Here is a 22247-nt window from a genome sequence, read left to right as displayed (position 1 = left end):
GGCGCTCAGCCTAACAGACCAGCACCCCGGCAAAACTGTCCGGTTCTTCAAAGGGCAACGGCAGGGCGGCATTGTACGCAGCGATCAGCTCCCGCGCCTGTTGCGCCTGGTGGTTTTCCACCGACAGCCCCAGCAACCCGAACAGCGGCAGCTCCCCTGCCCCGCCCAACAGGTCGCGCCCCTGCAGATGGGCCTCGATTCCCTCGCTGGCCAGCATGCACTGGAGCAACTCGCCTTCCAGCAGGTTTTCCGGCTCGTAGATGCGCAGCATAAGGAACACTCCCCACTCAGTCGTTTTCACTGTGCACGTCGAGCATCCATTCCCGACCGTCGGTTTGCAGGGTGAAGACAATGGGCCGGCAGCACACCGGGCAGTCTTCTATATAGGTCTGATCGCCAGCGGACAGGTCCAGAACCGCTTCCGCCTGTTCGCCACAGTAAGGGCATTGATAATGGTCGGTTTCCAGCATCGCCGTCTCCAGAGTGACTTATGCGTATAATCGCCGGTCTATTTGCAGGGCTTTTTTTGTTTGAGCTGAATTTTCAGACCGTGCCCGGCTTTTTTTCGATCCGAACCTTTTCTTACCCTAGCCGTTTCTAACAAGAGAGCATGATGGGCGAATTCGATGCCATCCGACCTTACCACGACAGCGAAGTACCAGCGGTGCTGGCCCGGCTGCTCAGCGACAAGGCGTTTCTAGATATCCTCACCCACTTTCGCTTCCCGCGTTTTGCCCATACTTTCGGCTGGCTGCTCAAACCCCTGATCGCTCACCGCCTGCGTCGTGAGTTCGCTGGGGTCACTTCGGTGGCCACGCTGCAGGACAAGGTCGAGTTCTACGTCGACCACACTATCGAACGGGCTACCGACGGCGTGACCTACACCGGCGTCGAGCAGCTCAAGTCAGGCACTGCCTACGTATTCCTGGCCAACCATCGCGACATCGTCATGGACCCGGCGTTCGTCAACTACGCGGTGTACCACGCCGGGTTGCCGACACCGCGCATCGCCATTGGCGACAACCTGCTGCAGAAGCCGTTCGTCAGCGACCTGATGCGCCTGAACAAGAGCTTCATCGTGCACCGCTCCATCAGCGGCCGCCGGGAAAAGCTCGCGGCCTACCAACTGCTGTCGGCCTATATCAACCATTCGATCCGCAACGACGGCCAGTCGATCTGGATCGCCCAGGCCGAAGGCCGGGCCAAGGATGGCGACGATCGCACCGAGTCGGCGATCCTCAAGATGTTCCACATGAGCCGCAAGGACGAGCCGTTCGGCGAGGTCATCCGCTCGCTGAACCTGACTCCGGTGTCGATCAGCTACGAATACGACCCGTGCGATCAGGCCAAGGCCCGCGAGCTGTATATCCGCGCCACGACCGGTAGCTATACCAAGGCGCCGGGCGAGGACGACGTCAGCATCGCCAAGGGCATTACCGGCTATAAGGGCCGGGTCCACGTGAACTTCGCCGCGCCCATCAGCGAGTCGTTCGAGGACACCAAGCAACTGGCCATGGAAATGGACCGGCAGATCCTCGGCGGCTACCGCCTGTTCCCGGTGCACTACCTGGCCTATGCCCAGTGGAGCGATGCCGACCCGCAGTTGCAGGTTCCAACGGCCGCCGAGGTGTTCCCGGCCCAGGAACTGGCCAAGGCCGAGCAGGAATGGCAGCGCCGGCTGGAAGCCTGCCCGGCGGAACACCGGCCTTACCTGGTACTGCAATACGCCAACCCGGTGCGCAACCAGTATCGGGTCAAGGCTGGCCTGGCGCTGTAATCGCAGCGCCGCAAAGTACAACGGCGCCCGCGGGCGCCGTTGTCGTATCTGTCGCCTGAAGGCTGATCAGAACCGGGTACTGATCCAGGACACCAGCAACGCCAGCCCCAAGCAGGCAAAGCCGAAGCGGTAGAAAAACCGATTGATGCGCAAGGTCGCGGAGTCCAGCATCAGCAGGGGCTGATCCACGGCCCGGCCTTCACTCTGCACGGCCAGGTTGGCCAGGGCCCGCAACTCGCGGCGGCGGGTGGCGTGCAGCAACCAGCTGCCCGGGCAGGCGAACAGCAGGGCGAGCAGATTGATCAGTTTGGCGGGATGAGCGTTGAACATCGACCAGATCAGTTGCAGCGACATCATGAACCTCGAAGAAGAGCCGTATTCGGGCCGTCGAGAGCACCCGCGGCGCGAATTCTACTCAATCCCCGTCGAATCGCGGGGGCCTTTCCGACCAGTAACGAGGCCGGGGCCGATTAATTTAACGCGTCATCTTTTCGTCATCTAAACAAGCCAGTCTGTCGCCCCTCGAAACCCACGGAGCTTGTCATGCTGCACGCCGAAAACCAGGATCGCCTCTATCTGATTGCCCCCAGCGAAGAACAGCAGGCGCTGGTCGGTGCCCTGGCCTTCAACGTTCAGGACCGGCATTGGCTGGTGTACTGCGCCCTGGGCGGTCACCCCCACGCGGACCTGCCGGAAACCGACCTGCTGACCGGCGTCAGCATCCTGGATTTCTACATCGAAGCGGCCTGAACGGCGCCCAGCAAAAAGCCCGGCTGCCTGATGGGCAGCCGGGCTTTTTCGTTACGCGGCCAGGGCACGGGCCTGGCGCAATGGATTACTCTCCGAGGATCTGGCCCACGGTCGGATCCTTGAACAGGCGGGTCAAGGCATCGCTCAGTACATCACCCACCAGCTTGGTGTTGGTGTCCTGGTTCGGCGCCATGCCGAAACGCTGATCCAGGGAGGCGCCATAACGACCGCTGTAACGGCGGTTGGCGTTCTGCACGTCGGAGCGGAAAGTAGCGCCGATGGTGGCTTCGGTCACGTACAGGCCTTCTTTAGGCGACTGGTACTTGAGCTCGGCCAGGGTCACGGTCAGTTGCGGAACGTTAGCGCCACCGGCCGTCGGGGTGAAGCCCAGCAGACGGACCGCAGCTTCAGCCTGGGCCTGCAGCTTGGGCAGGATCTGCGCGCTCTGCACGGTGATGGCGCTGGTTTCCGGATACAGGCCACCGCGGGTGCCCAGGGTCGGCGAAGGACGTCCGTCTACCACTTTCACCACCACCGGCTGGCCGTGGCCGACAGGCGCCAGCTGAGTCGTGAGCTTGGGCTCCGGGCTGAGTTGTTGCGGGCTGTGGGCACAACCCACCAGCGACAGGCTGGTCACAGTGATCAAACCGAACAACAGGCGTTGCAACATGCTCATTTCTCCAGGAATCAGGCACAAACAGGCCCGCAGTATAGCGGTGCACAAGGACGCCAAACCAGCGCCAGGCATGACTTAGTCAAGACTCAGACAGGTCCCGTACAAGTGGGTTCCTGTAACCTGCCTTTAACTCGCAATACATCATGATGTAACGGTTCAAGGACATTCTTATCGTCAATGACACATTCAGGTGCCTGGTCATGAACTTCCTTCGCTCCCTGTTCGCACCCCGCCAACAATTTCGCAGCTTCGCCCTGCTCGACAGCCAGGGGCGTTGCCAGGCCTTCAAGCACTGCCTGCTGGCCCCGGTCGGCGATGGCTGGGTGGAAATCCAGGAGATTCGCCTCAACTGGTTGCACCAGGCGCTGCCCGCCAACGCCCGGCTCAGCCCACACTGCGCCCGCTCCACGGTGCAACCGATACTGGCCACCTGACCAAAAGCCTAATAAAAGTCGCGAAACAGGATCATTTCTGCGCATTTCTTCGTTACAATCTCCCCCCGATTATAAGGACGTCTCCTGATCGGGCCTCGCAGTACGCCAATGCCACTGCTTTGGCACCCCGCACCGCCCACAGAGAGCCGCCCACACAGTTCGAGTGAAGCTGGCGTGCTTGCTGTTCACCTTGCAAACCTCCACTTTTCGCGAAACTGCAGAGCTGCCGTTGCTCGGCCACTTAAAGCTGTTCGCCCGTTGTGCCTGCACCCTTGTGCCGGCATCACCGCTCGGGCCAGGTGCCAGGCTGAGGCAGCCCTTTTTTGAGGTTCACGTCTTCAAAAGAGCGTGAAAAAACGGGTTTTCACAACTTCACAAGAGTGTGGCGAGCAAATGAATAGTTTTGCGTCTGAACTGGCACCATTAGCCTCTACAACAGCCCGATTACACAGGACCGAGCACTCCTCAAGAACTGGTGCTTGAAGCCTGTCCGCTGACGGATTTGGTTGCACGAGCGGATGTATCGACCATAAGTCGAATTGCCCGAGGCTCCCCGAGATGCGTTCATACGCACCTTGAGGCCCGGTTGGCAGCGTCCGTGGTAGTTGCAAAAAATTGCGAAGATTCGGACATGGCGATCCTGGCCATGGGTAACCTGGGGCATTACGTGAACCGCCCCGTCACTCCTGGCAGCCATGCCGTCAATTTGGTGCTGCAGATTTTGGAGACGCGTTAATGGCGCATAACGAAGCAGTAGACGTCGTATTGGTCGGGGCCGGCATCATGAGTGCCACCCTTGCTGTACTGCTCAAAGAGCTCGACCCCGCAATCAAGCTGGAAGTCGTCGAGCTGATGGATTCAGGTGCCGCGGAAAGTTCCAACCCGTGGAACAACGCCGGTACCGGCCATGCCGGCCTCTGTGAGCTGAACTACACGCCACAGGCCGCCGATGGCAGCATCGACATCAAGAAAGCCGTACACATCAACACCCAGTTCGAGGTGTCGAAGCAGTTCTGGTCCTACCTGACCAAGAAAGGCACCTTCGGCTCGTCCAAGTCCTTCATCAGCCCGGTGCCGCACCTGAGCTTCGTGCAAGGCGACAAAGGCGTTTCCTTCCTCAAGAAACGCTTTGAAGTGCTGAGCCAGCACCATGCCTTCGCGGACATGGAATACACCGAAGACAAGGCCAAGATGGCCGAGTGGATGCCGCTGATGATGCCGGGCCGCCCGGCGGATGAAACCATCGCCGCCACCCGCGTGCTCAACGGCACCGACGTCAACTTCGGCGCCCTGACCAACCAGTTGCTCAAGCACCTGACCAGCGCCCCCGATGCCCAGGTCAAGTACTGCAAGCGCGTGACCGGTCTGAAACGCAACAAGGCCAATGGCTGGACCGTCAGCATCAAGGACGTCAACAGCGGCAACACCCGTGAAGTCGATGCCAAGTTCGTGTTCCTCGGCGCCGGTGGCGCGGCCCTGCCGCTGCTGCAAGCCTCGGGCATTGAGGAAAGCAAGGGCTTCGGCGGCTTCCCGGTCAGCGGCCAGTGGCTGCGTTGCGACAACCCGGAAGTGGTCAAGCAGCACCAGGCCAAGGTCTACAGCCAGGCTGCCGTAGGCTCGCCACCGATGTCCGTGCCACACCTGGACACCCGCGTGGTCGAGGGCAAGAAATCCCTGCTGTTCGGGCCTTATGCCGGTTTCACCACCAAGTTCCTCAAGCACGGCTCGTTCCTCGACCTGCCCATGTCGGTGCGTGCCGGCAATATCGGCCCGATGCTCGCCGTGGCCCGGGACAACATGGACCTGACCAAGTACCTGGTCAGCGAAGTCATGCAGTCCATGGAGCAGCGCCTGGAATCCCTGCGCCGCTTCTACCCCGAGGCCAAGGCCGAGGACTGGCGCCTGGAAGTGGCCGGCCAACGGGTGCAGATCATCAAGAAGGACCCGAAAAAAGGCGGCGTCCTGCAGTTCGGTACCGAACTGGTGGCGGCCAAGGACGGTTCTCTGGCCGCCCTGCTCGGCGCCTCGCCAGGTGCTTCGGTCACCGTTTCGATCATGCTGGAACTGATCGAGCGCTGCTTCCCGGCCCAGGCCAGCGGTGAATGGGCTGCCAAGCTCAAGGAAATCTTCCCGGCGCGGGAAAAGGTCCTGGAAACCGACGCGGCGCTGTACCACCAGATCAACAGCCAAAACAACCTGAGCCTGGAGCTGGTCGAGCCAAGCAAGGAAACCGAAAGCTGCGCCTGATCTGACGCCCATGAAAAACGCCCCGGCCTGCAAAGGACGGGGCGTTTTTTTATGCGTTTTACGCAGTTCAGCCGCGGGCGTTGTTCATCAGTTCGATGTAGTCGGCGGCATTGCGTTGATCCTTGATCAGGTCGACAAAGGTCTGGCCGTGCTCATCCTTGCCGTCCAGATCCAGGCCGGCCGCGACGAAAAAGCCCAGGAAACGCTCGAAATCATCGATGCGCAGGCCACGGTAGGCCTTGATCAGTTTATGCAGGGACGGCGAAGTCGCGTCGACCGGTTCGAAATCGAGGAACAACTTGATCTGCTCGTCGCTGATCTCGTCACCAATCACTTGTTTCTTATCTTTACGCATTGCCGACTCCAGCTCGCAGACATTTCACGGGGCAGGCAGTTTACCCTCAGCCCGCGCCCTGCCTCAACGCGGACGCACACTACCGGTGTGCAAGTCGGCCCAGATATGCCCATTGGCGTAACTGAGGAACTGGCAATACACCGCGTCGTTGCGCAGCAGGTCCATCACTGCACGGTACTGGGCCAGCGGGTAGTACAGGGTCAGGGTCCGGCTCTTGGCGTCGTACTGCGGCTTTTTCAGGCTTTTGCTTTCGCCATCGAAACTCACCAGCACCTGGCTGATGGTCGCGCCCTTGTTCAGCGGCTTGCCCTTGAGGCGCACCCACACCGGCGACGTCACCGGAATGGGCTGCTGGTTGGATTGGCGCTGACTGCCGATCACCACCGAATACTCGGTGACCTGCAACAGCTGCTGCTGTTCAGGAACGCTATCGCGCAGGCTCAGGTCGTCTGGCGGCAGGAACTGCCCGTGCAAGGGCGCCGGGGCGGCTGCCAGGGGCAGGCTCACGCTCAGGAGAAGGGCCGCGCTAGTGCGAATCAACAGGCTCATGACAGGCTCCAATCAGGGGCTGAGCACTCTAGCACGGGTTTTTGCCGCAAATCTTCCACCGCTAGCGCGACCGGCAGCAGTGCAAGGCGCAGGGGGTCTTTTCAGTCGAAGTGAGCGCGCATCCAGGCCTGGTACTCGGCCACGCCGGGTTCGCCTTCGCGCGGCGCCCAATAGGCCTGTTCGCCTTCGCTCACCGGGCGATAAGGCCCCGCCTTGCATTCGAACATCAGGCTGTCGGGCTCCAGCACGACCAAGCCGTGGAACACCCCGGCCGGCAAGTCCACGCCGACGCAGTCGCCACCGGCCTGCAACACTCGCTGGCTCTGGACCTGGCCCGCCTCATCGAAAATCAGCACGCCCAGCCGCCCCTTGAGCACCAGCAGGGTCTCGGCCTTGTCGGCGCTCAGGTGCCGATGCGGCGCAATATAGGTCGAAGGCTGCAAACCCACCGCCATACGGTGGCAAGGCTCTTCCATGGCATGGAAGTTGTGATGCTGACGACCACGGGGGTTGGCGGCGGCTTTCTCAGCCAGGTCGCTGAACAACGCTTGATCGAGAAAGCTCGGCCCGGTCATCGCTTACATGCCCTTCACGGCATAAATGCCGGCAGCGTTACGCCAGTAGCCCTTGTAGTCCATGCCGTAGCCGAAGACGTAGCGATCCACGCACGGCAGGCCCATGTAGTCGGCCTTGAGGTCCGGGCGGGCCTTGCGGTCGTGATCCTTGTCGATCAGTACGGCGGTATGCACGGCGCGGGCACCGGCGTGTTTGCAGAAGTCGATGATCGCGCCCAGGGTGTGACCTTCATCGAGGATGTCGTCGATGATCAGCACGTCGCGGTCAATAAAGGAGACTTCCGGCTTGGATTTCCAGAACAGTTCGCCACCGCTGGTTTCATTGCGGTAACGGGTGGCGTGCAGGTACGACGCTTCCAGGGGAAACCGCAGGTGGGTCAGCAGCTTGCCCGCGAAGATCAGGCCACCGTTCATGACGCAGAACACCACCGGATTGCGCTCAGCCAGTTCTTCAGTGATTTGTGCACCGACCCGGGCGATGGCCGCCTCGACTTCAGCTTCGGTGTACAGGCAGTCAGCCTCGCGCATGATTTGACGGATATGCTCGAGATCAGCGGACATGGCGCTCTCCAAGGGGGTGGCAGTTTCGGAAAAGCGGGCAAAGGTACGCATCCGGCCCGATCAGATCAAGCGTTTCTGGACTAACGTACTTTATGTCTATAGGACAACTACCCCGGATAGATTAATCTAGGCCGTTTTTTTTGCCCGCCGCCGGAGCCTTTCCCTATGCCCATCCGTGAGATCCGCCATCCGCTGATCCGACACAAACTTGGCCTTATGCGCCGCGCAGACATTAGCACGAAGAACTTTCGCGAGCTCGCTCAGGAAGTCGGTGCCCTGCTGACATACGAAGCCACCAAAGACCTGCCCCTGGAAAGCTACGAGATTCCAGGCTGGTGCGGCCCTGTCCAGGTCGAGAAGATCGCCGGCAAGAAAATTACCGTGGTGCCGATCCTGCGCGCCGGTATCGGCATGCTCGAAGGCGTGCTGAGCCTGATCCCGGGCGCCAAGGTCAGCGCCGTGGGCGTGGCCCGCAACGAGGAAACCCTGCAGGCCCACACCTACCTGGAAAAACTGGTCCCGGAAATCGACGAGCGCCTGGCGATGATCATCGACCCGATGCTGGCCACCGGCAGCTCCATGGTCGCTACCATCGACCTGCTGAAAAAAGCCGGCTGCCGGGATATCCGCGCCATGGTCCTGGTGGCCGCCCCGGAAGGCATCGCCGCCGTCGAGCAGGCGCATCCGGACGTGACCATCTACACCGCTTCCATCGATCAGAAGCTCAACGAACATGGCTACATCATTCCAGGCCTGGGTGATGCCGGTGACAAGATCTTCGGCACCAAGCAGAAGGACTCCTGATCATGCAGGACGAGTTCAACGATCCGCTCTGGCGCCAGGTGCTGTCTGGCGCGCAGATGCTCTTCGTGGCCTTCGGTGCCCTGGTGTTGATGCCGCTGATCACCGGTCTCGACCCGAACGTGGCGCTGTTCACGGCGGGTCTCGGGACTCTGTTGTTCCAGGTAGTGACCGGGCGCCAGGTGCCGGTATTCCTGGCCTCGAGCTTTGCCTTCATCACCCCGATCATTCTCGCCAAGGGCCAGTTCGGCCTTGCCGCGACCATGGGCGGGGTCATGGCGGCAGGCTTCGTCTACACCTTTCTCGGCCTGGCGGTGAAGATCAAGGGCACCGGTTTCATCGACCGTCTGCTGCCACCGGTGGTCATTGGCCCGGTGATCATCTCCATCGGCCTGGCCATGGCCCCCATCGCCGCCAACATGGCCATGGGCAAGGCCGGTGACGGCAGCGAGCTGATCCATTACCAGACGGCCATGATGATCTCGATGCCGGCGCTGCTCACCACGCTGATCGTGGCGGTGTTCGGCAAGGGCATCTTCCGCCTGGTGCCGATCATCTCCGGGGTGCTGGTGGGCTTTGCCCTGTCCTTCTACTTCGGCGTGGTGGACACCGCGAAGATCGCCGCCGCCCCCTGGCTGGCGCTGCCGCACTTCACCGCACCGGAGTTCAACTGGCAGGCGATCCTGTTCATTGTCCCGGTCGCCCTGGCGCCGGCCATCGAGCACATCGGCGGAGTGATCGCCGTCGGCAGCGTGACCGGTCGCGACTACCTGAAGAAGCCCGGCCTGCACCGCACCCTGTTCGGTGATGGCATCGCCACCACCGCAGCCGGCCTGTTCGGCGGCCCGCCCAACACCACCTACGCCGAAGTCACAGGCGCGGTGATGCTGACCAAGAACTACAACCCGAAAATCATGACCTGGGCGGCGGTCTTCGCCATCACCCTGGCCTTTATCGGCAAGTTCGGCGCGCTGCTGCAAAGCATTCCGGTCCCCGTGATGGGCGGGATTCTCTGCCTGCTGTTCGGTTCGATTGCCGCGGTGGGGATGAACACCCTGATCCGCCACAAGATCGACCTGGGCGAAGCCCGCAACCTGGTGATCGTCTCGGTGACCCTGGTGTTCGGGATTGGCGGCGTGCTGGTGGGAACCGGCACCGGCCCGGATGACTTCGGCCTCAAGGGCATCGCCCTGTGCGCCATCGTCGCCATCGTGCTGAACCTGGTGCTGCCGGGTAATGACGGCTGGAAGAACAAGAAGGCCGACGAGCCTTTGATCTGAAGACGCGTTCGCCGGCCAGCCGGCTCCTACCACAACGTAGGAGCCGGCTGGCCGGCGAAGCTGTTTACAACGCCAACGGCGCCCTGACGCACAAGGTGTTCAAAGCCTGGGCCCACTGCGGGTCGTCATTCAGGCATGGGATCAACACCAGATCCTCCCCTCCCGCCTCACGGAACTGCTCGCGCCCGCGATCACCGATCTCCTCTAGGGTCTCGATGCAATCGGCGACAAACGCCGGGCACATCACCATGACTTTCTTCACGCCCTGCCTGGCCAGTTCATCAAGCCGCGCCTCGGTGTAGGGCTCGATCCACTTGGCCCGCCCCAGACGCGACTGGAACGACACCGACCACGCGCCATCCGCCAGCCCCAGGTGCTCGGCCAAAGCCGATGCGGTGCGCATGCACTGGGCGCGGTAACAGGTGGCCAACACCGCAGGAGACGCGTTGCGGCAACAGTCGGCATCCTTGAAGCAATGCTGGCCGCTGGGGTCAAGCTTGGTCAGGTGCCGCTCCGGCAGACCGTGGAAGCTCAGCAGCAGGTGATCATGCTCCTGGGCCAGGTAGGGCTTGGCACTGGCCGCCAGGGCCTGGATGTACTCCGGCTGATCGTAGAACGGCTGCAGCACGCTGAATTGCACATCCAGCTTGCGCTCGCGCACCACGCGCCGGGCCTCTTCGATCACGGTGGTCACGGTGCTGTCGGCGAACTGTGGATAGAGTGGCGCCAGGGTAACTTTCTTCTGTCCCTGGGCCACCAGCTTGAGCAGCGCCGACTCGATTGAAGGCTCGCCGTAACGCATCGCCAGTTCTACCGGGCCCTGCTTCCACTGCTCGCTCATCACCTGCTGCAAGCGCCGGCTGAGCACCACCAGCGGCGAGCCTTCCTCCCACCAGATCGAGGCATAGGCGTGGGCCGACTGCTCCGGGCGCTTGATCAGGATCAGCGACACCAATAACCGCCGCACCGGCCAGGGCAGGTCGATCACGTAGGGGTCCATGAGAAATTGGTTGAGGTAGCTGCGCACGTCCGCCACCGAGGTGGAAGCCGGCGAACCGAGGTTGACCAGGAGCAACGCGTGATCGGTCATGCAACGTCCTATTTCAAAGGCGGCCGGACACAGTGGTCCAGGGCCGCAGACAAATCAGTGAACTGGAAAGTGAACCCTGCTTCGAGCAAACGCGCAGGAACGGCACGCTGGCCTCCCAGCAGCAGCAACGACAACTCACCCAAGGCCAGGCGCAGGAAAAACGCCGGCAGCGGAATCAGCGCCGGCCGGTGCAACACCCGCCCCAGGCTCTTGGCGAACTCGCGGTTGCGCACCGGTTTTGGCGCGCAGGCATTATAAGGACCCTGCGCCCCAGGCTGATGCACAAGAAAATCAATCAGGGCGATTTGGTCATCGATATGAATCCACGGCATCCACTGCCGACCATTGCCGATCGGCCCGCCCAACCCGAGCTTGAAGGGCAGCAGCAGGCGCGACAAAAAGCCGCCCTCGGGCGACAGCACCAAACCGGTGCGCACCAGCACCACCCGCACGCCCATGGCTTCGGCACGCTGGGCCGTTTCTTCCCAGGCAATGCACAGCTGGCTGGCAAAGTCCTCGTTGACCGGCGGCGAATCTTCGCTCAGTTCCCGCTCGCCGCCGTCGCCGTACCAGCCCACCGCCGACCCCGAGACCAGCACGCTGGGCTTGTGCTCGCGGCTTTCCAGCCAGGCCAGCAGGGTTTCGGTCAGGGCAATGCGGCTGCTCCACAGCAGTGCCTTGCGCTTGTGGCTCCAGGGCCGATCGGCAATCGGCGCTCCGGCCAGATTGATCACCGCATCCACCGGGGTCTGGTCCAGCTCTTGCAACGCTTTGACAGCCCGCACCTGAGGGCCGCACAAAGTGGCCACTTTATCGGGCTGACGAGTCCATACACTCAACTGATGACCTTGGGCCTGCCAGTAACGACACAGCGCACGCCCGATCAAACCAGTACCGCCGGTCAGCAATATATGCATGACATCTTCCTCGCGTGGCGTTTTACCCGAATCACTAGTCTATTTTTATAAGCAGGGATCTTTTCAATCGGACAGGCTGTGTTTTAACGATAGACAACCTGAACAACCGATGACGCCGAAAGCTATACCAAAAAACAATATTGTACAGGTTTTGGCAGCGGCGTAATCTGTACAGAAAGGTAAACGAGGCCCCTATGACAGTACCCATCGCAATCATTGGTGCCGGCATTGCCGGACTCTCCGCCGCCCAGGCGTTACGAGATGCCGGGCATATCGTCCACCTCTTCGACAAAAGCCGCGGCAGCGGCGGGCGCATGTCGAGCAAACGCAGCGATGCTGGCAGCCTGGACCTGGGGGCCCAGTATTTTACCGCCCGCGATCGTCGTTTCGTCACCGAAGTCCAGCGCTGGCAAGCCAAGGGCTGGGTCGCCGAATGGACCCCACAACTCTACAACTCCCACGGCGGGCAACTCAGCCCCTCGCCGGACGAGCAGACCCGCTGGGTCGGCACCCCACGCATGAGCGCCATCACCCGCGCCCTGATCGGCAACCTCGAAGCACACTTCGCCTGCCGTATCACCGAAGTCTTTCGTGGCGAGCAGCACTGGCATCTGCAAGATGCCGAAGGCTTTACCCACGGCCCCTTCAGCCATGTGGTGATTGCCACCCCGGCACCGCAAGCCACCGCTTTGCTGGCCGCCGCGCCGAAGCTCGCGGGAGTCGCCGCCGGGGTGAAAATGGACCCGACCTGGGCCGTCGCCCTGGCGTTCGACACCCCCCTGGAAACGCCGATGGAAGGCTGCTTCGTGCAGGACAGCCCGCTGGATTGGTTGGCCCGCAACCGCAGCAAGCCCGGACGCGACAGCCACCTCGACACCTGGATCCTGCATGCCACCAGCGCCTGGAGCCGACAGCATATCGACCTCTCGAAAGAAGCCGTGACCGAGCAACTGCACGGGGCCTTCGCCGAGCTGCTGCACAGCGTCATGCCCGCCCCAACCTTCAGCCTGGCGCATCGCTGGCTCTACGCCCGCCCGGCCACCAGCCATGAATGGGGCGCCCTGGCCGACGCCGACCTGGGCCTGTACGTATGTGGTGACTGGTGCCTGTCCGGCCGCGTTGAAGGCGCTTGGCTAAGTGGCCAGGAGGCCGCCCGCCGGCTCCACGAGAACCTGCAGTGAATCGCCTCAATCCGCGCAAACTGCTGCTGTCGAAGTGGACAGCAGCCCAACCGCAACAACGTGAGAAACACTTCCTGGTCACCGAGCTTTTCCGCGATGAGGAAGGCACGGTACTGGAAATCGAACTTCAGGCTGTACTCACTCGACGCAGCCAGCGCCTGGGCTGGCAAACCCTGCAAAACGACAGCGAGTGGCGCATGGGCTGGCAGTGACCCGCCCACCTGCGAGGCCATACCTGTACAAAAAAATTGACTTGTACAACTTTAATTCTATGATGAATGAAAGTTGTACAGTATTAGTTTTTTGTACAGGTAAGTCCCGGAGGTTGCCCCATGTCCGCCAAGCCGAAAATTGCCATCAGCGCCTGCCTGATGGGCGTAGAAGTCCGCTACAACGGCGGGCACAAAGAATCCCGCCTGTGCAGCCGAGTACTCACTGAACACTTCGATTTCGTGCCCCTGTGCCCGGAAGTCGCCATTGGCATGGGCACCCCCCGCGAGCCGATCCGGCTGGTGGGCGACCCCGAGCAACCTCGGGCCGTAGGCACGGTGGATGCCGCCCTGGATGTGACCCAGCCCCTGGTGGAATATGGCGAGCGCATGGCGGCCCAAGTGGGCGACCTCTGCGGCTACATCTTCATGCAGAACTCGCCATCCTGCGGGCTGGAGCGGGTCAAGGTGTACCAGGCCAACGGCATTCCCCACCGCAACGGCGGACGCGGCCTCTACGCCCAAGCGTTTTGCCAGAAACACCCCGACCTGCCGGTGGAAGAAGCCGGACGCCTGAACGACCCGGTGCTGCGGGAAAACTTCCTGACCCGGGTCTACGTCTATCGCGACTGGCAGGCACTGCTCAAGCAGGGCCTGACCCGCCGGGCCCTCACCGACTTCCACTCGCGCTGCAAATACCTGCTGATGGCCCACCACCCGGTGCAATACAAGACCCTGGGCAATCTGCTGGGCAGCATGGGCAAGGGCGATCCGAACCTGATCGGCCCACGCTACTTCAGCGAGTTGATGGCCGCACTCAGCCAATGCGCCACCCGCGGCACCCACAGCAACGTGCTGCAGCACCTGAGCGGCTACCTCAAGCAAGCCATCAGCCGCGAGGACAAACAGGAAGTGCTGCACGTGATCGGCCAGTATCGCCACGGCATCGTGCCGCTGGTGGTGCCCCTGACCCTGCTCAAGCACCACTTCCGCCAACACCCCGATCCCTACATCGCCCAACAGCTGTACCTGCAGCCGCACCCGGAAAACCTCAGCCTGCGCAACGCGATCTAGGCCATGAAACCACTCGCCCAAGAGGCCGAAGACAACAGCACCCACTACCGGCGCGCCCTGGACGAAGGCTGGCTGCCGATTCGTGAAGTGGCGCGCCAGACCGGGGTCAACGCCGTGACCCTGCGGGCCTGGGAACGCCGCTACGGTCTGATCGTGCCGCTGCGAACCCCCAAGGGCCATCGCCTGTACTCCCAGGAACAGGTGCAAGAGATCCTGACCATCCTCACCTGGCTCAATCGCGGGGTCGCGGTCAGCCAGGTCAAACACCTGCTGGACAGCACCCCGAGCGCCAGCCCACCAGCCGAGAATGACTGGCAGCGCCTGCGCCAGGCCCTGAGCCTGGCCATCAGCCAATTGGCCGAACGCAAGGTCGACGACACCTTCAACCAGGCCATGGCCCTGTACCCGCCCCGCACCTTGTGCGAGCACCTGCTGATGCCTTTGCTGGCGGAACTGGAGCAGCGCTGGCAAGGGCAGTTCGGCAGCCAGATGGAACAGGTGTTTTTCTACTCCTGGTTGCGCAGCAAGCTCGGTGCGCGGATCTATCACAACAACCGCCAACTGCAAGAAGCCCCGCTGCTGCTGGTCAACCAGTCGGACCTGCCGCTGGAACCCGCCCTGTGGCTGACCGCCTGGCTGGCCAGCAGCGCCGACTGCCCGGTGGAAGTCTTCGACTGGCCTCTGCCCGGCGCCGAACTGGCACTGGCGGTCGAACGGCTGCAGGCGCGGGGGCTGCTGCTGTATGCCAGCAAGGCCCTCAACCTTGCGCAGTTGCCCCGGTTGCTCAATGGCATCGCCTGCAAAAAATTCATCGCCGGACCCGCGGTGTGCATCCACCCCGCCGAGTGGTCCGTATGTCTCTCTGAAATCGCTGATCTGCACCTGGCCCAAGACCCGATCTCGGCCTGCCAGGCGCTGCTTGAGCGAGGACTCTTCTGAACCGGGAATCAGCATGCAATTGATCTGGCTGCGCAGCGACCTGCGCCTACATGACAACACCGCCCTCTGCGCCGCCGCCCAGCGTGGCCCGACCGTGGCGGTGTACCTGCTGAGCCCGGAACAGTGGCTGGCCCACGACGACGCGCCGTGCAAGGTCGACTTCTGGCTGCGCAACCTGCAGTCCCTGGGCAGCGCCCTGGGCCAGCTGAACATTCCGCTGCTGATCCGCAGCGCCGCCACCTGGGACCAGGCGCCCCAGGTCCTGCTGGAACTGTGCCGGCAACTGCAGGTACGCATGCTGCACTTCAACCAGGAGTACGGCATCCACGAAAGCCGCCGCGATGCCGCGGTGACCCACGTCCTGGAAGAGGCCGATATCAGCGTCCAGGGTTACCTCGACCAACTGCTGTTCCAGCCTGGCAGCGTACTGACCAAGAGCGGCGGCTACTTCCAGGTCTTCAGCCAGTTCCGCAAGGTCTGCTACAGCCGCCTGCACAGTGCACTCCCCGCCCTGGTCACCCCACCCAAGGCGCAACAGCCACTGTCGATCCAGGCCGATCCCGTGCCACGCCATATCGACGGGTTTGCGCGCCCCAGCCAGGCCATGCGCGACCTCTGGCCGGCCGGTGAAGACGAAGCCCTGGGCCGCCTGGAACAGTTCACCGACGAGCAGATCCACTACTACCAGAGCGAACGCGACTTCCCAGCCAAGCCCGGCACCAGCCAGCTTTCGCCCTACCTCGCCGCGGGAGTGATCTCGCCCCGCCAGTGCCTGCACGCGGCCTTGCGCTGCAACCAGGGAGAGTTCGAGAGCGGCAACCCCGGCGCCGTCACCTGGATCAACGAACTGCTGTGGCGCGAGTTCTACAAACACATCCTGGTGGGTTACCCGCGGGTTTCCCGGCACCGGGCCTTTCGCCCGGAAACCGAAGCCGTGGCCTGGCGCGACGCCCCCGAAGACCTGGCGGCCTGGCAAGAAGGCCGCACCGGCCTGCCAATCATCGACGCCGCCATGCACCAGCTGCTGGAGACCGGCTGGATGCACAACCGCCTGCGAATGGTGGTGGCGATGTTCCTGACCAAGAACCTGCTGATCGACTGGCGCGAAGGCGAGCGTTTCTTCATGCGCCACCTGATCGACGGCGACCTGGCGGCGAACAATGGCGGCTGGCAGTGGAGCTCCTCCACCGGCACCGACGCCGCGCCGTACTTCCGCATCTTCAACCCGGTCAGCCAGTCAGAACGCTTCGACGCCGAAGGGCGCTTCATCAAGCACTGGCTGCCGCAGCTGGCGGGCTTGAACAAAAAAGATATCCACAACCCTGGCGCCATGGGCGGCCTGTTCGCGATTGCCGACTACCCGGCACCCATGGTCAACCTGTCGATGTCCCGGGATCGAGCCCTGGCAGCCTTCAAGGCCCTGCCTTCGCGTCTGGATGCGGGAGGTACCCATGAGTGACTTCCTCGATCGCTTCGCCCGGGACTTCGCCCGCCTCGACAAACACAACCTGCAGCGCCTGGACCAGCTCTACAGCGAGGACATCCAGTTCAGCGACCCGCTGCACGATATCCACGGGCTGCCGCGCCTGCGGCACTACTTCGCCGAGCTGTACGCCCATGTCCGCGAGCTGCGCTTCGACTTCCACGGCATCGACACCTGCGGCGAAGGCCAGGGCTACCTGCGCTGGACCATGAGCTACCGCCACCCGCGCCTGCGCGGTGGCCAGTTGATCCGGGTCGCCGGCTGCTCGCACCTGCACTGGCGCGACGGCAAGGTCTATCGCCACCGCGATTACTTCGACGCGGGGGCGCTGCTCTATGAACACCTGCCGGTACTCGGCACGGTGATCGCCTGGTTGAAAAGGAGGCTCGGATGAACCCGGCAATGCCACGGCGGATCTGGCTCACCGGTGCCAGCAGCGGCATCGGCGCGGCACTCGCCGAAGAGCTGCTCAAGGTCGGCGCCCAAGTAGCCGTCAGTGCGCGTTCACGCGAGCCCCTGGAGGCCCTGGCCCAGCGTTATCCGGGCCGAGTGCTGGTGGTGCCCGGCGACCTTACCGACGCCCTGCAGGTGCGCGAGATCGGCAAGCGCATCGCCCAGGCCTGGGGCGCCCTGGACACGGTGATTGTCAATGCCGGGACCTGTGAATACATCGACGTGCAGGCGTTCGAGGCGGCGCTGATCCAGCGCGTGCTGAGCAGCAACCTGCTGTCCGCCAGCTACTGCATCGAAGCCGCGCTGCCCCTGTTGCGCGCCGGCCAGCGCCCCTATCTGGTGGGCGTGGCCAGCTCCGTGACCTACCTCCCGCTGCCCCGGGCCGGTGCCTACGGGGCCTCCAAGGCAGCCCTGCGCTACCTGCTGCAATCCTTGCGCATCGACCTGGCCGCCGAAGGTATCGACGTCACCGTGGTCAGCCCGGGGTTCGTCGATACCCCGCTGACCGCGCGCAACGACTTTGCCATGCCCATGAGCTGGTCCGCCGCCAAGGCCGCCCGGCATATCCACAAGCGTCTGTCACACCGGGATCTGGAGATCGCTTTCCCCGCCCCGTTCATCTTCGGCCTCAAGCTGCTGTCCTGGCTGCCCGGCCGCCTGCAACTGGCCATCGCCAAACGCCTGGCCCGCACGGGGAATGCATCGTGAAAATCGCCATCATCGGTAGCGGCATCGCCGGCCTGACCTGCGCCTACGTTCTCAACCGCCGTCATGACATCCGGGTCTTCGAGGCCGGCAGCTGGATTGGCGGGCACACCCACACCGTGGAGGTCAGCCACAACGGCGAGACCCAGGCGGTGGATACTGGTTTCATCGTCTTCAACGACTGGACCTACCCCAACTTCATCCGCCTGCTGGGCCAGCTCGGGGTCACGTTCAAACCCACCGAGATGAGCTTCTCGGTGTGCGATCCGGCCTCAGGCCTGGAGTACAACGGCAACACCCTCAACAGCCTGTTCGCCCAGCGGCGCAACCTGCTCTCACCCGGGTTCTGGGGCATGCTGCGGGACATTCTGCGCTTCAACAAAACCTCGCTGCTGGATCTGCAGCAACAGCGGATCGCCGCCGACACCACCCTGGGCGACTACCTGGAAAGCCAGGGCTACGGCGAGCGTTTCATCCAGCACTACATCGTGCCCATGGGCTCGGCGATCTGGTCGATGTCACGGGGGCAGATGCTCGGTTTCCCCTTGCAGTTCTTTGTCCGCTTCTTCAAGAACCACGGCTTGTTGTCGGTGAACAACCGCCCGCAGTGGTGCGTGATCGAGGGCGGCTCAAGCCGCTACATCGAGCCACTGACCGCCTCGTTCCGCGAGCACATCCGCCTCGACTGCCCAGTGCGGCGGGTCGAGCGCGACAACTCCGGCGTGCTGATCCACAGCGCCGCCGGCAGCGAGCGCTTCGACAAGGTGGTGTTCGCCTGTCACAGCGACCAGGCCCTGCAACTGCTGGCCAGCCCCAGCCGGGCCGAACGGGAGATTCTCCAGGCCCTGCCCTACGCCGATAACGACGTGGTGCTGCACACCGACACCCGGCTGCTGCCCCGTCGGCGCCTGGCCTGGGCCAGCTGGAACTACCGCCTGGACGCCAGCGGCGACAAAGCCGCCGCCGTGACCTACGACATGAACATCCTGCAAGGCCTGAAGAGCGACACCACCTTCTGCGTCAGCCTCAACCAGACCGCCGCCATCGACCCGACGCACATCCTTGCCCGCTTCACTTACGCCCATCCGCAATACAGCCTCGAAGCGGTGGCGGCCCAGGCCCGCTGGAGCGAACTGCAAGGCGCCCAGCACAGCTTCTACTGCGGCGCCTACTGGGCCAACGGCTTTCACGAGGACGGTGTGGTCAGTGCGTTGCGCGTGGCCCAGGCCTTTGGAGAGCAACTGTGAACAGCGCCCTGTACAGCGGCTGGATCAGCCATCGGCGCTTTGCCCCCAAGGCCCACGCGTTCCGCTACCGGATCGGCCTGCTGTACCTGGACCTGGACGAGCAGGACGCGGTGCTGGGCCTGTCGCCCCTGGCCGGGTCAAGCCGCTATGCGCCATTCGCCTTTCGTGAAAGCGATTACCTCTCGGCCTTCACCGGCCAGGGCATGCGCCTGATCGACGCGGTGCGCCAACAAGTGGCCCTGGCCACCGGCCATGCACCCAGCGGCGCAATACGCCTGCTGACCCAGGTGCGCAGTTGGGGGCTGGCGTTCAATCCGGTGAGCTTCTTCTACTGCTTCGAGGCCGACGGGCAACTGGCGGCGATTCTCTGCGAAGTCACCAATACCCCGTGGCGCGAGCGCTATCACTACGTGCTGCCGGCCCGCCCGGACACCGCCACAACTCCCGAACACCAGCACTTCGCCGTGGCCAAGGCCTTTCACGTATCGCCGTTTTTGCCCCGTGACCTTGAATACCGCATGAGCTTCAGCCCGCCGGCCGAGCGCCTGGGCGTGCACATGGCCGACTGGCAGGGCGAGCTCAAGGTGTTCGACGCCACCCTCAACCTGCAACGCCAGGCCCTCGATCGCCGCAGCCTGCACCAGTACCTGCGGCACTTTCCCTGGATGACCGCCAAGACCTGCCTGGCGATCTACTGGCAGGCCCTGCGCCTGGCCGCCAAGGGCATCCGCTTTTTCCCCCATCAGGCCGCCGCCGGCGCCTATCGCACAGCCGCTGCACAACCCAAGGATCGCCCACATGAAATCCTCTAGCGTCTCGGCCAAAACCCCAACCTTCAGCACCCACAGCCTCACCGCCAGCCTGCTGCGTCGGGGCGTGCTGCGGCAACTGGCGCAACTGCGGCACGGCCAACTGGTGGTCTACGACGACGGCGAGCGCCGGGTGTTCGGCGGCAGCGGCGCTAGCCTGCAGGGAGAAATACACATCCACGACAGCAGCGCCTGGGGCCTGGTGGCCAGCAGCGGCTCGATCGGCGCCGGCGAGGCCTTCATCCATGGCTACTGGAGCACCCCGGACCTGACGGCGGTGATTCGTGTGTTCGTCAGCAACCTGGAGGTGCTGGACGCCATGGAGGGTGGCTTGGCGCGCCTCGGCCGGCCTCTGGTGCGCGGCCTGCACTGGCTCAACCGCAATACGCGCAAGGGCTCGCAGAAAAACATCGCCGCCCACTACGACCTCGGCAATGAGCTGTTCGAGCAGTTTCTCGACCCCACCATGATGTATTCCGCCGCGCAGTTTCGCAGCGCCGAGGACAGCCTGGAGCAGGCCCAGCTGAACAAGCTGCAACGGATCTGCCAGAAGCTGGCGCTAAAACCCGAGGACCACCTGCTGGAGATCGGCACCGGCTGGGGCAGCATGGCCCTGTATGCCGCGCAGCACTATGGCTGTCGGGTCACCACCACGACCCTGTCCAAGGAGCAGTTCGCCTACACCCGGCAACGGATCGAGGCCGCCGGCCTGCAGGACCGAGTCACCCTGCTGCTGGAGGACTACCGCGATCTGCGCGGCCAGTTCGACAAACTGGTATCAATCGAGATGATCGAAGCTGTGGGCCACCGCTTCCTGCCCACCTACTTCAAGCAATGCGCGCGGTTGCTCAAGAGCAACGGCCTGATGCTGCTGCAGGCCATCACCATTCGCGACCAGCGTTATGAACAGGCGAAGAACGGCGTGGACTTCATCCAGCGCTACATCTTCCCGGGCGGCGCCCTGCCTTGTGTACAGAAAATGCTCGAAGTGGTCAGCCGCGACACCGACATGAACCTGCTGCACATGGAAGATTTCGGCCTGCACTACGCCCGCACCCTGCGCCTGTGGCACGAGAATTTTCGCCGGGCCCATGGTCGCCTCAGCGAACTGGGCTACGACGAGTATTTCCTTCGGCTCTGGGAGTTCTACCTGTGCTACTGCGAAGGCGGCTTCCTGGAGCGCAGCATCGGTACCGCGCAATTGCTCCTGGCCAAACCTGCCGCGGCGCCACAACCGCTGCTGGGCCGCCTCGATGCGTAGGCAACTGGCCAATGCCCTGCTGTTCCAGCTGGGCTGGTTCACCTGCGTGCTCGGCGGCGACAGCCTCTGGCTGCTGTTGGGCGGCGGCGTCCTGCTGGCGCATTTTCGCTGGATCGGCCGCTGGGCCGACGAAGGCCCGATGATCGTCGGCATTGCCCTGATCGGCGTCACCCTGGACAGTTTCCTGCATTGGCTCGGGGTGTTTCAGTTCCAGCAAGTCAGCCTGCTGATTCCCCTGTGGCTGATGCTGCTCTGGGCCCTGCTGGCGACAACCTTGCGCCATTGCCTGGCCTGGAGTGCCCGGCCCTGGTGGCTGGCGAGCATGCTGGGGGCGCTGGGCGGGCCGCTGTCCTACTACGCCGGGGGGCGCCTGGCGGGGGTGAGTTTCCCCTACGGCGAGGGGCCGACCCTGATCGGCCTGGGGCTGCTCTGGGCACTGCTGCTGCCACTGCTGCACGTGCTGGCGCGGCCAACGCGGGAAGATCCACCACTGGTCAGCGGGGACTGAGCATCGGTCAGGGCGTTCACACAGCCAGGACGCACTGCCTTACACTGCGCGCCTATGAACACCATCCCCGTTACCCCCGTTGCCGAACCCGCCATCAGTTGCTCGACCTGTGCCGCCTGCTGCTGCCAGCTGGAAGTGATGCTGATCACCGACACCGGGGTGCCCGAGCGTTTTATCGACACCGACGACTGGGGCGGAGAAGTCATGCGCCGCCTGGACGACGGCTGGTGCGCGGCCCTGGACCGCGACAGCATGCGCTGCAGTATCTATGAGTTGCGGCCGTTGATCTGTCGCGAATTCGAACTGGGCGAGGCGGATTGCTTGAGCGAACGCCGGGGAATCGCCACGGCGTATCGCTGAGACCGG

28 protein-coding genes are annotated in these 22247 nt (G+C 63.2%); 18 read left to right on the top strand and 10 right to left on the bottom strand.

Features of this window, described 5'->3' with window-relative positions:
- Positions 1-10 precede the first annotated feature (10 nt).
- Together LXM55_RS26430 and LXM55_RS26425 are read right to left on the bottom strand one after the other, a co-directional pair.
- Positions 11-271 carry a putative signal transducing protein gene (locus tag LXM55_RS26430; protein ID WP_233323099.1) on the bottom strand — a complete coding sequence of 87 codons (261 nt, stop codon included), beginning with the start codon at positions 269-271 and terminating at the stop codon, positions 11-13.
- Positions 272-287: 16 nt separating this feature from the next.
- A complete protein-coding gene (locus tag LXM55_RS26425; RefSeq protein ID WP_016967048.1) occupies positions 288-470 on the bottom strand; it encodes a CPXCG motif-containing cysteine-rich protein in 183 nt (60 codons plus the stop codon).
- Between the two features lie 140 nt (positions 471-610).
- On the opposite strand from LXM55_RS26425, the gene LXM55_RS26420 reads away from it, so the two are divergent.
- On the top strand, positions 611-1777 hold the full coding sequence (locus LXM55_RS26420; protein ID WP_233323098.1) for a 1-acyl-sn-glycerol-3-phosphate acyltransferase: 1167 nt from the start codon (positions 611-613) through the stop codon (positions 1775-1777).
- 66 nt (positions 1778-1843) lie between these two features.
- Here LXM55_RS26420 and LXM55_RS26415 read toward each other — a convergent pair whose 3' ends face one another.
- Complete coding sequence (locus LXM55_RS26415) at positions 1844-2131, bottom strand: hypothetical protein (protein ID WP_233323097.1); 288 nt, start codon at positions 2129-2131, stop codon at positions 1844-1846.
- 189 nt (positions 2132-2320) lie between these two features.
- On the opposite strand from LXM55_RS26415, the gene LXM55_RS26410 reads away from it, so the two are divergent.
- Positions 2321-2527 carry a hypothetical protein gene (locus tag LXM55_RS26410; protein ID WP_233323096.1) on the top strand — a complete coding sequence of 69 codons (207 nt, stop codon included), beginning with the start codon at positions 2321-2323 and terminating at the stop codon, positions 2525-2527.
- An 85-nt stretch (positions 2528-2612) separates the two neighbouring features.
- Here the strand turns inward: LXM55_RS26410 and LXM55_RS26405 are convergent, their stop codons facing one another.
- On the bottom strand, positions 2613-3197 hold the full coding sequence (locus tag LXM55_RS26405; protein ID WP_233323095.1) for a YajG family lipoprotein: 585 nt from the start codon (positions 3195-3197) through the stop codon (positions 2613-2615).
- Positions 3198-3403: 206 nt separating this feature from the next.
- Between LXM55_RS26405 and LXM55_RS26400 the strand changes: the two genes are divergently transcribed.
- Both LXM55_RS26400 and mqo read left to right on the top strand, forming a co-directional pair.
- Positions 3404-3637 carry a hypothetical protein gene (locus LXM55_RS26400; RefSeq protein WP_233323094.1) on the top strand — a complete coding sequence of 78 codons (234 nt, stop codon included), beginning with the start codon at positions 3404-3406 and terminating at the stop codon, positions 3635-3637.
- 735 nt (positions 3638-4372) lie between these two features.
- The gene (mqo, locus tag LXM55_RS26395; protein WP_233323093.1) at positions 4373-5884 is read left to right on the top strand and encodes a malate dehydrogenase (quinone); all 1512 of its coding nucleotides are present in this window, start codon (positions 4373-4375) and stop codon (positions 5882-5884) included.
- 67 nt (positions 5885-5951) lie between these two features.
- On the opposite strand, the gene LXM55_RS26390 is transcribed toward mqo, so the two are convergent.
- The 4 genes from LXM55_RS26390 to LXM55_RS26375 form a co-directional block, all read right to left on the bottom strand.
- Positions 5952-6239 (bottom strand): PA4642 family protein, encoded by a 288-nt coding sequence (locus LXM55_RS26390; RefSeq protein WP_233323092.1) that lies wholly within the window; start codon positions 6237-6239, stop codon positions 5952-5954.
- 63 nt (positions 6240-6302) lie between these two features.
- Positions 6303-6788 carry a hypothetical protein gene (locus LXM55_RS26385; protein ID WP_233323091.1) on the bottom strand — a complete coding sequence of 162 codons (486 nt, stop codon included), beginning with the start codon at positions 6786-6788 and terminating at the stop codon, positions 6303-6305.
- Between the two features lie 101 nt (positions 6789-6889).
- Complete coding sequence (locus LXM55_RS26380) at positions 6890-7363, bottom strand: WbuC family cupin fold metalloprotein (protein ID WP_233323090.1); 474 nt, start codon at positions 7361-7363, stop codon at positions 6890-6892.
- Between the two features lie 3 nt (positions 7364-7366).
- Positions 7367-7924: a hypoxanthine-guanine phosphoribosyltransferase gene (locus LXM55_RS26375; protein ID WP_011063385.1), complete on the bottom strand. Its 558-nt coding sequence runs from the start codon at positions 7922-7924 to the stop codon at positions 7367-7369.
- Between the two features lie 165 nt (positions 7925-8089).
- Between LXM55_RS26375 and upp the strand changes: the two genes are divergently transcribed.
- Positions 8090-8728, top strand: coding sequence for a uracil phosphoribosyltransferase (gene upp, locus LXM55_RS26370; protein ID WP_011063386.1), 639 nt, complete (start codon positions 8090-8092; stop codon positions 8726-8728).
- Positions 8729-8730: 2 nt separating this feature from the next.
- On the top strand, positions 8731-10005 hold the full coding sequence (locus tag LXM55_RS26365; RefSeq protein ID WP_016965962.1) for a uracil-xanthine permease family protein: 1275 nt from the start codon (positions 8731-8733) through the stop codon (positions 10003-10005).
- Between the two features lie 64 nt (positions 10006-10069).
- On the opposite strand, the gene hemH is transcribed toward LXM55_RS26365, so the two are convergent.
- Both hemH and LXM55_RS26355 read right to left on the bottom strand, forming a co-directional pair.
- Complete coding sequence (hemH, locus tag LXM55_RS26360) at positions 10070-11095, bottom strand: ferrochelatase (protein WP_233323089.1); 1026 nt, start codon at positions 11093-11095, stop codon at positions 10070-10072.
- 8 nt (positions 11096-11103) lie between these two features.
- Positions 11104-12012, bottom strand: coding sequence for a TIGR01777 family oxidoreductase (locus tag LXM55_RS26355; RefSeq protein ID WP_233323088.1), 909 nt, complete (start codon positions 12010-12012; stop codon positions 11104-11106).
- Between the two features lie 194 nt (positions 12013-12206).
- Between LXM55_RS26355 and LXM55_RS26350 the strand changes: the two genes are divergently transcribed.
- The 12 genes from LXM55_RS26350 (at position 12207) to LXM55_RS26295 (ending at position 22241) form a co-directional block, all read left to right on the top strand.
- The gene (locus LXM55_RS26350; protein ID WP_233323087.1) at positions 12207-13193 is read left to right on the top strand and encodes an NAD(P)/FAD-dependent oxidoreductase; all 987 of its coding nucleotides are present in this window, start codon (positions 12207-12209) and stop codon (positions 13191-13193) included.
- Positions 13190-13405 (top strand): TIGR02450 family Trp-rich protein, encoded by a 216-nt coding sequence (locus LXM55_RS26345; protein ID WP_233323086.1) that lies wholly within the window; start codon positions 13190-13192, stop codon positions 13403-13405. Before LXM55_RS26350 ends, LXM55_RS26345 begins: the two co-directional genes overlap by 4 nt.
- A gap of 120 nt (positions 13406-13525) precedes the next feature.
- Positions 13526-14476 (top strand): YbgA family protein, encoded by a 951-nt coding sequence (locus tag LXM55_RS26340; RefSeq protein ID WP_233323085.1) that lies wholly within the window; start codon positions 13526-13528, stop codon positions 14474-14476.
- Between the two features lie 3 nt (positions 14477-14479).
- Entirely contained in the window at positions 14480-15415 is a 936-nt protein-coding gene (locus LXM55_RS26335; RefSeq protein WP_233323084.1) for a MerR family transcriptional regulator, read from the top strand.
- Between the two features lie 13 nt (positions 15416-15428).
- Positions 15429-16874, top strand: coding sequence for a deoxyribodipyrimidine photo-lyase (phrB, locus tag LXM55_RS26330; RefSeq protein ID WP_233323083.1), 1446 nt, complete (start codon positions 15429-15431; stop codon positions 16872-16874).
- Positions 16867-17292, top strand: a complete 426-nt coding sequence (locus LXM55_RS26325; RefSeq protein ID WP_233323082.1) for a nuclear transport factor 2 family protein — start codon at positions 16867-16869, stop codon at positions 17290-17292. Before phrB ends, LXM55_RS26325 begins: the two co-directional genes overlap by 8 nt.
- Positions 17289-18059 (top strand): SDR family NAD(P)-dependent oxidoreductase, encoded by a 771-nt coding sequence (locus tag LXM55_RS26320; RefSeq protein WP_233323081.1) that lies wholly within the window; start codon positions 17289-17291, stop codon positions 18057-18059. The genes LXM55_RS26325 and LXM55_RS26320 overlap by 4 nt, the downstream gene beginning before the upstream one ends.
- Positions 18056-19303: an NAD(P)/FAD-dependent oxidoreductase gene (locus LXM55_RS26315; protein WP_233323080.1), complete on the top strand. Its 1248-nt coding sequence runs from the start codon at positions 18056-18058 to the stop codon at positions 19301-19303. The genes LXM55_RS26320 and LXM55_RS26315 overlap by 4 nt, the downstream gene beginning before the upstream one ends.
- Entirely contained in the window at positions 19300-20115 is an 816-nt protein-coding gene (locus LXM55_RS26310; RefSeq protein ID WP_233323079.1) for a DUF1365 domain-containing protein, read from the top strand. Before LXM55_RS26315 ends, LXM55_RS26310 begins: the two co-directional genes overlap by 4 nt.
- Positions 20102-21373 carry an SAM-dependent methyltransferase gene (locus LXM55_RS26305; RefSeq protein WP_233323078.1) on the top strand — a complete coding sequence of 424 codons (1272 nt, stop codon included), beginning with the start codon at positions 20102-20104 and terminating at the stop codon, positions 21371-21373. Before LXM55_RS26310 ends, LXM55_RS26305 begins: the two co-directional genes overlap by 14 nt.
- Positions 21366-21881: a DUF2878 domain-containing protein gene (locus LXM55_RS26300; RefSeq protein WP_233323077.1), complete on the top strand. Its 516-nt coding sequence runs from the start codon at positions 21366-21368 to the stop codon at positions 21879-21881. Before LXM55_RS26305 ends, LXM55_RS26300 begins: the two co-directional genes overlap by 8 nt.
- A gap of 54 nt (positions 21882-21935) precedes the next feature.
- Positions 21936-22241, top strand: a complete 306-nt coding sequence (locus LXM55_RS26295; RefSeq protein ID WP_233323076.1) for a YkgJ family cysteine cluster protein — start codon at positions 21936-21938, stop codon at positions 22239-22241.
- Positions 22242-22247 lie beyond the last annotated feature (6 nt).

The organism is Pseudomonas sp. Au-Pse12 (assembly GCF_021341665.1).
Classification (GTDB): Bacteria; Pseudomonadota; Gammaproteobacteria; order Pseudomonadales; family Pseudomonadaceae; genus Aquipseudomonas.
The sequence above is the reverse complement of the archived record's forward strand: the minus strand, read 5'-3'. Positions and strand labels throughout refer to the sequence as shown.

Bases quoted from the DNA above. Each gene is read 5' to 3' on its own strand.
- LXM55_RS26380 (WP_233323090.1), bottom strand. From the start codon at position 7,363: ATGACCGGGCCGAGCTTTCTCGATCAAGCGTTGTTCAGCGACCTGGCT.
- LXM55_RS26390 (WP_233323092.1), bottom strand. From the start codon at position 6,239: ATGCGTAAAGATAAGAAACAAGTGATTGGTGACGAGATCAGCGACGAG.
- phrB (WP_233323083.1), top strand. From the start codon at position 15,429: ATGCAATTGATCTGGCTGCGCAGCGACCTGCGCCTACATGACAACACC.
- LXM55_RS26365 (WP_016965962.1), top strand. From the start codon at position 8,731: ATGCAGGACGAGTTCAACGATCCGCTCTGGCGCCAGGTGCTGTCTGGC.
- LXM55_RS26420 (WP_233323098.1), top strand. From the start codon at position 611: ATGATGGGCGAATTCGATGCCATCCGACCTTACCACGACAGCGAAGTA.
- LXM55_RS26375 (WP_011063385.1), bottom strand. From the start codon at position 7,924: ATGTCCGCTGATCTCGAGCATATCCGTCAAATCATGCGCGAGGCTGAC.
- LXM55_RS26300 (WP_233323077.1), top strand. From the start codon at position 21,366: ATGCGTAGGCAACTGGCCAATGCCCTGCTGTTCCAGCTGGGCTGGTTC.
- LXM55_RS26340 (WP_233323085.1), top strand. From the start codon at position 13,526: ATGTCCGCCAAGCCGAAAATTGCCATCAGCGCCTGCCTGATGGGCGTA.
- upp (WP_011063386.1), top strand. From the start codon at position 8,090: ATGCCCATCCGTGAGATCCGCCATCCGCTGATCCGACACAAACTTGGC.
- LXM55_RS26320 (WP_233323081.1), top strand. From the start codon at position 17,289: ATGAACCCGGCAATGCCACGGCGGATCTGGCTCACCGGTGCCAGCAGC.
- hemH (WP_233323089.1), bottom strand. From the start codon at position 11,095: ATGACCGATCACGCGTTGCTCCTGGTCAACCTCGGTTCGCCGGCTTCC.
- mqo (WP_233323093.1), top strand. From the start codon at position 4,373: ATGGCGCATAACGAAGCAGTAGACGTCGTATTGGTCGGGGCCGGCATC.
- LXM55_RS26415 (WP_233323097.1), bottom strand. From the start codon at position 2,131: ATGTCGCTGCAACTGATCTGGTCGATGTTCAACGCTCATCCCGCCAAA.
- LXM55_RS26355 (WP_233323088.1), bottom strand. From the start codon at position 12,012: ATGCATATATTGCTGACCGGCGGTACTGGTTTGATCGGGCGTGCGCTG.
- LXM55_RS26425 (WP_016967048.1), bottom strand. From the start codon at position 470: ATGCTGGAAACCGACCATTATCAATGCCCTTACTGTGGCGAACAGGCG.
- LXM55_RS26405 (WP_233323095.1), bottom strand. From the start codon at position 3,197: ATGTTGCAACGCCTGTTGTTCGGTTTGATCACTGTGACCAGCCTGTCG.
- LXM55_RS26305 (WP_233323078.1), top strand. From the start codon at position 20,102: ATGAAATCCTCTAGCGTCTCGGCCAAAACCCCAACCTTCAGCACCCAC.
- LXM55_RS26400 (WP_233323094.1), top strand. From the start codon at position 3,404: ATGAACTTCCTTCGCTCCCTGTTCGCACCCCGCCAACAATTTCGCAGC.
- LXM55_RS26325 (WP_233323082.1), top strand. From the start codon at position 16,867: ATGAGTGACTTCCTCGATCGCTTCGCCCGGGACTTCGCCCGCCTCGAC.
- LXM55_RS26350 (WP_233323087.1), top strand. From the start codon at position 12,207: ATGACAGTACCCATCGCAATCATTGGTGCCGGCATTGCCGGACTCTCC.
- LXM55_RS26385 (WP_233323091.1), bottom strand. From the start codon at position 6,788: ATGAGCCTGTTGATTCGCACTAGCGCGGCCCTTCTCCTGAGCGTGAGC.
- LXM55_RS26295 (WP_233323076.1), top strand. From the start codon at position 21,936: ATGAACACCATCCCCGTTACCCCCGTTGCCGAACCCGCCATCAGTTGC.
- LXM55_RS26410 (WP_233323096.1), top strand. From the start codon at position 2,321: ATGCTGCACGCCGAAAACCAGGATCGCCTCTATCTGATTGCCCCCAGC.
- LXM55_RS26430 (WP_233323099.1), bottom strand. From the start codon at position 271: ATGCTGCGCATCTACGAGCCGGAAAACCTGCTGGAAGGCGAGTTGCTC.
- LXM55_RS26335 (WP_233323084.1), top strand. From the start codon at position 14,480: ATGAAACCACTCGCCCAAGAGGCCGAAGACAACAGCACCCACTACCGG.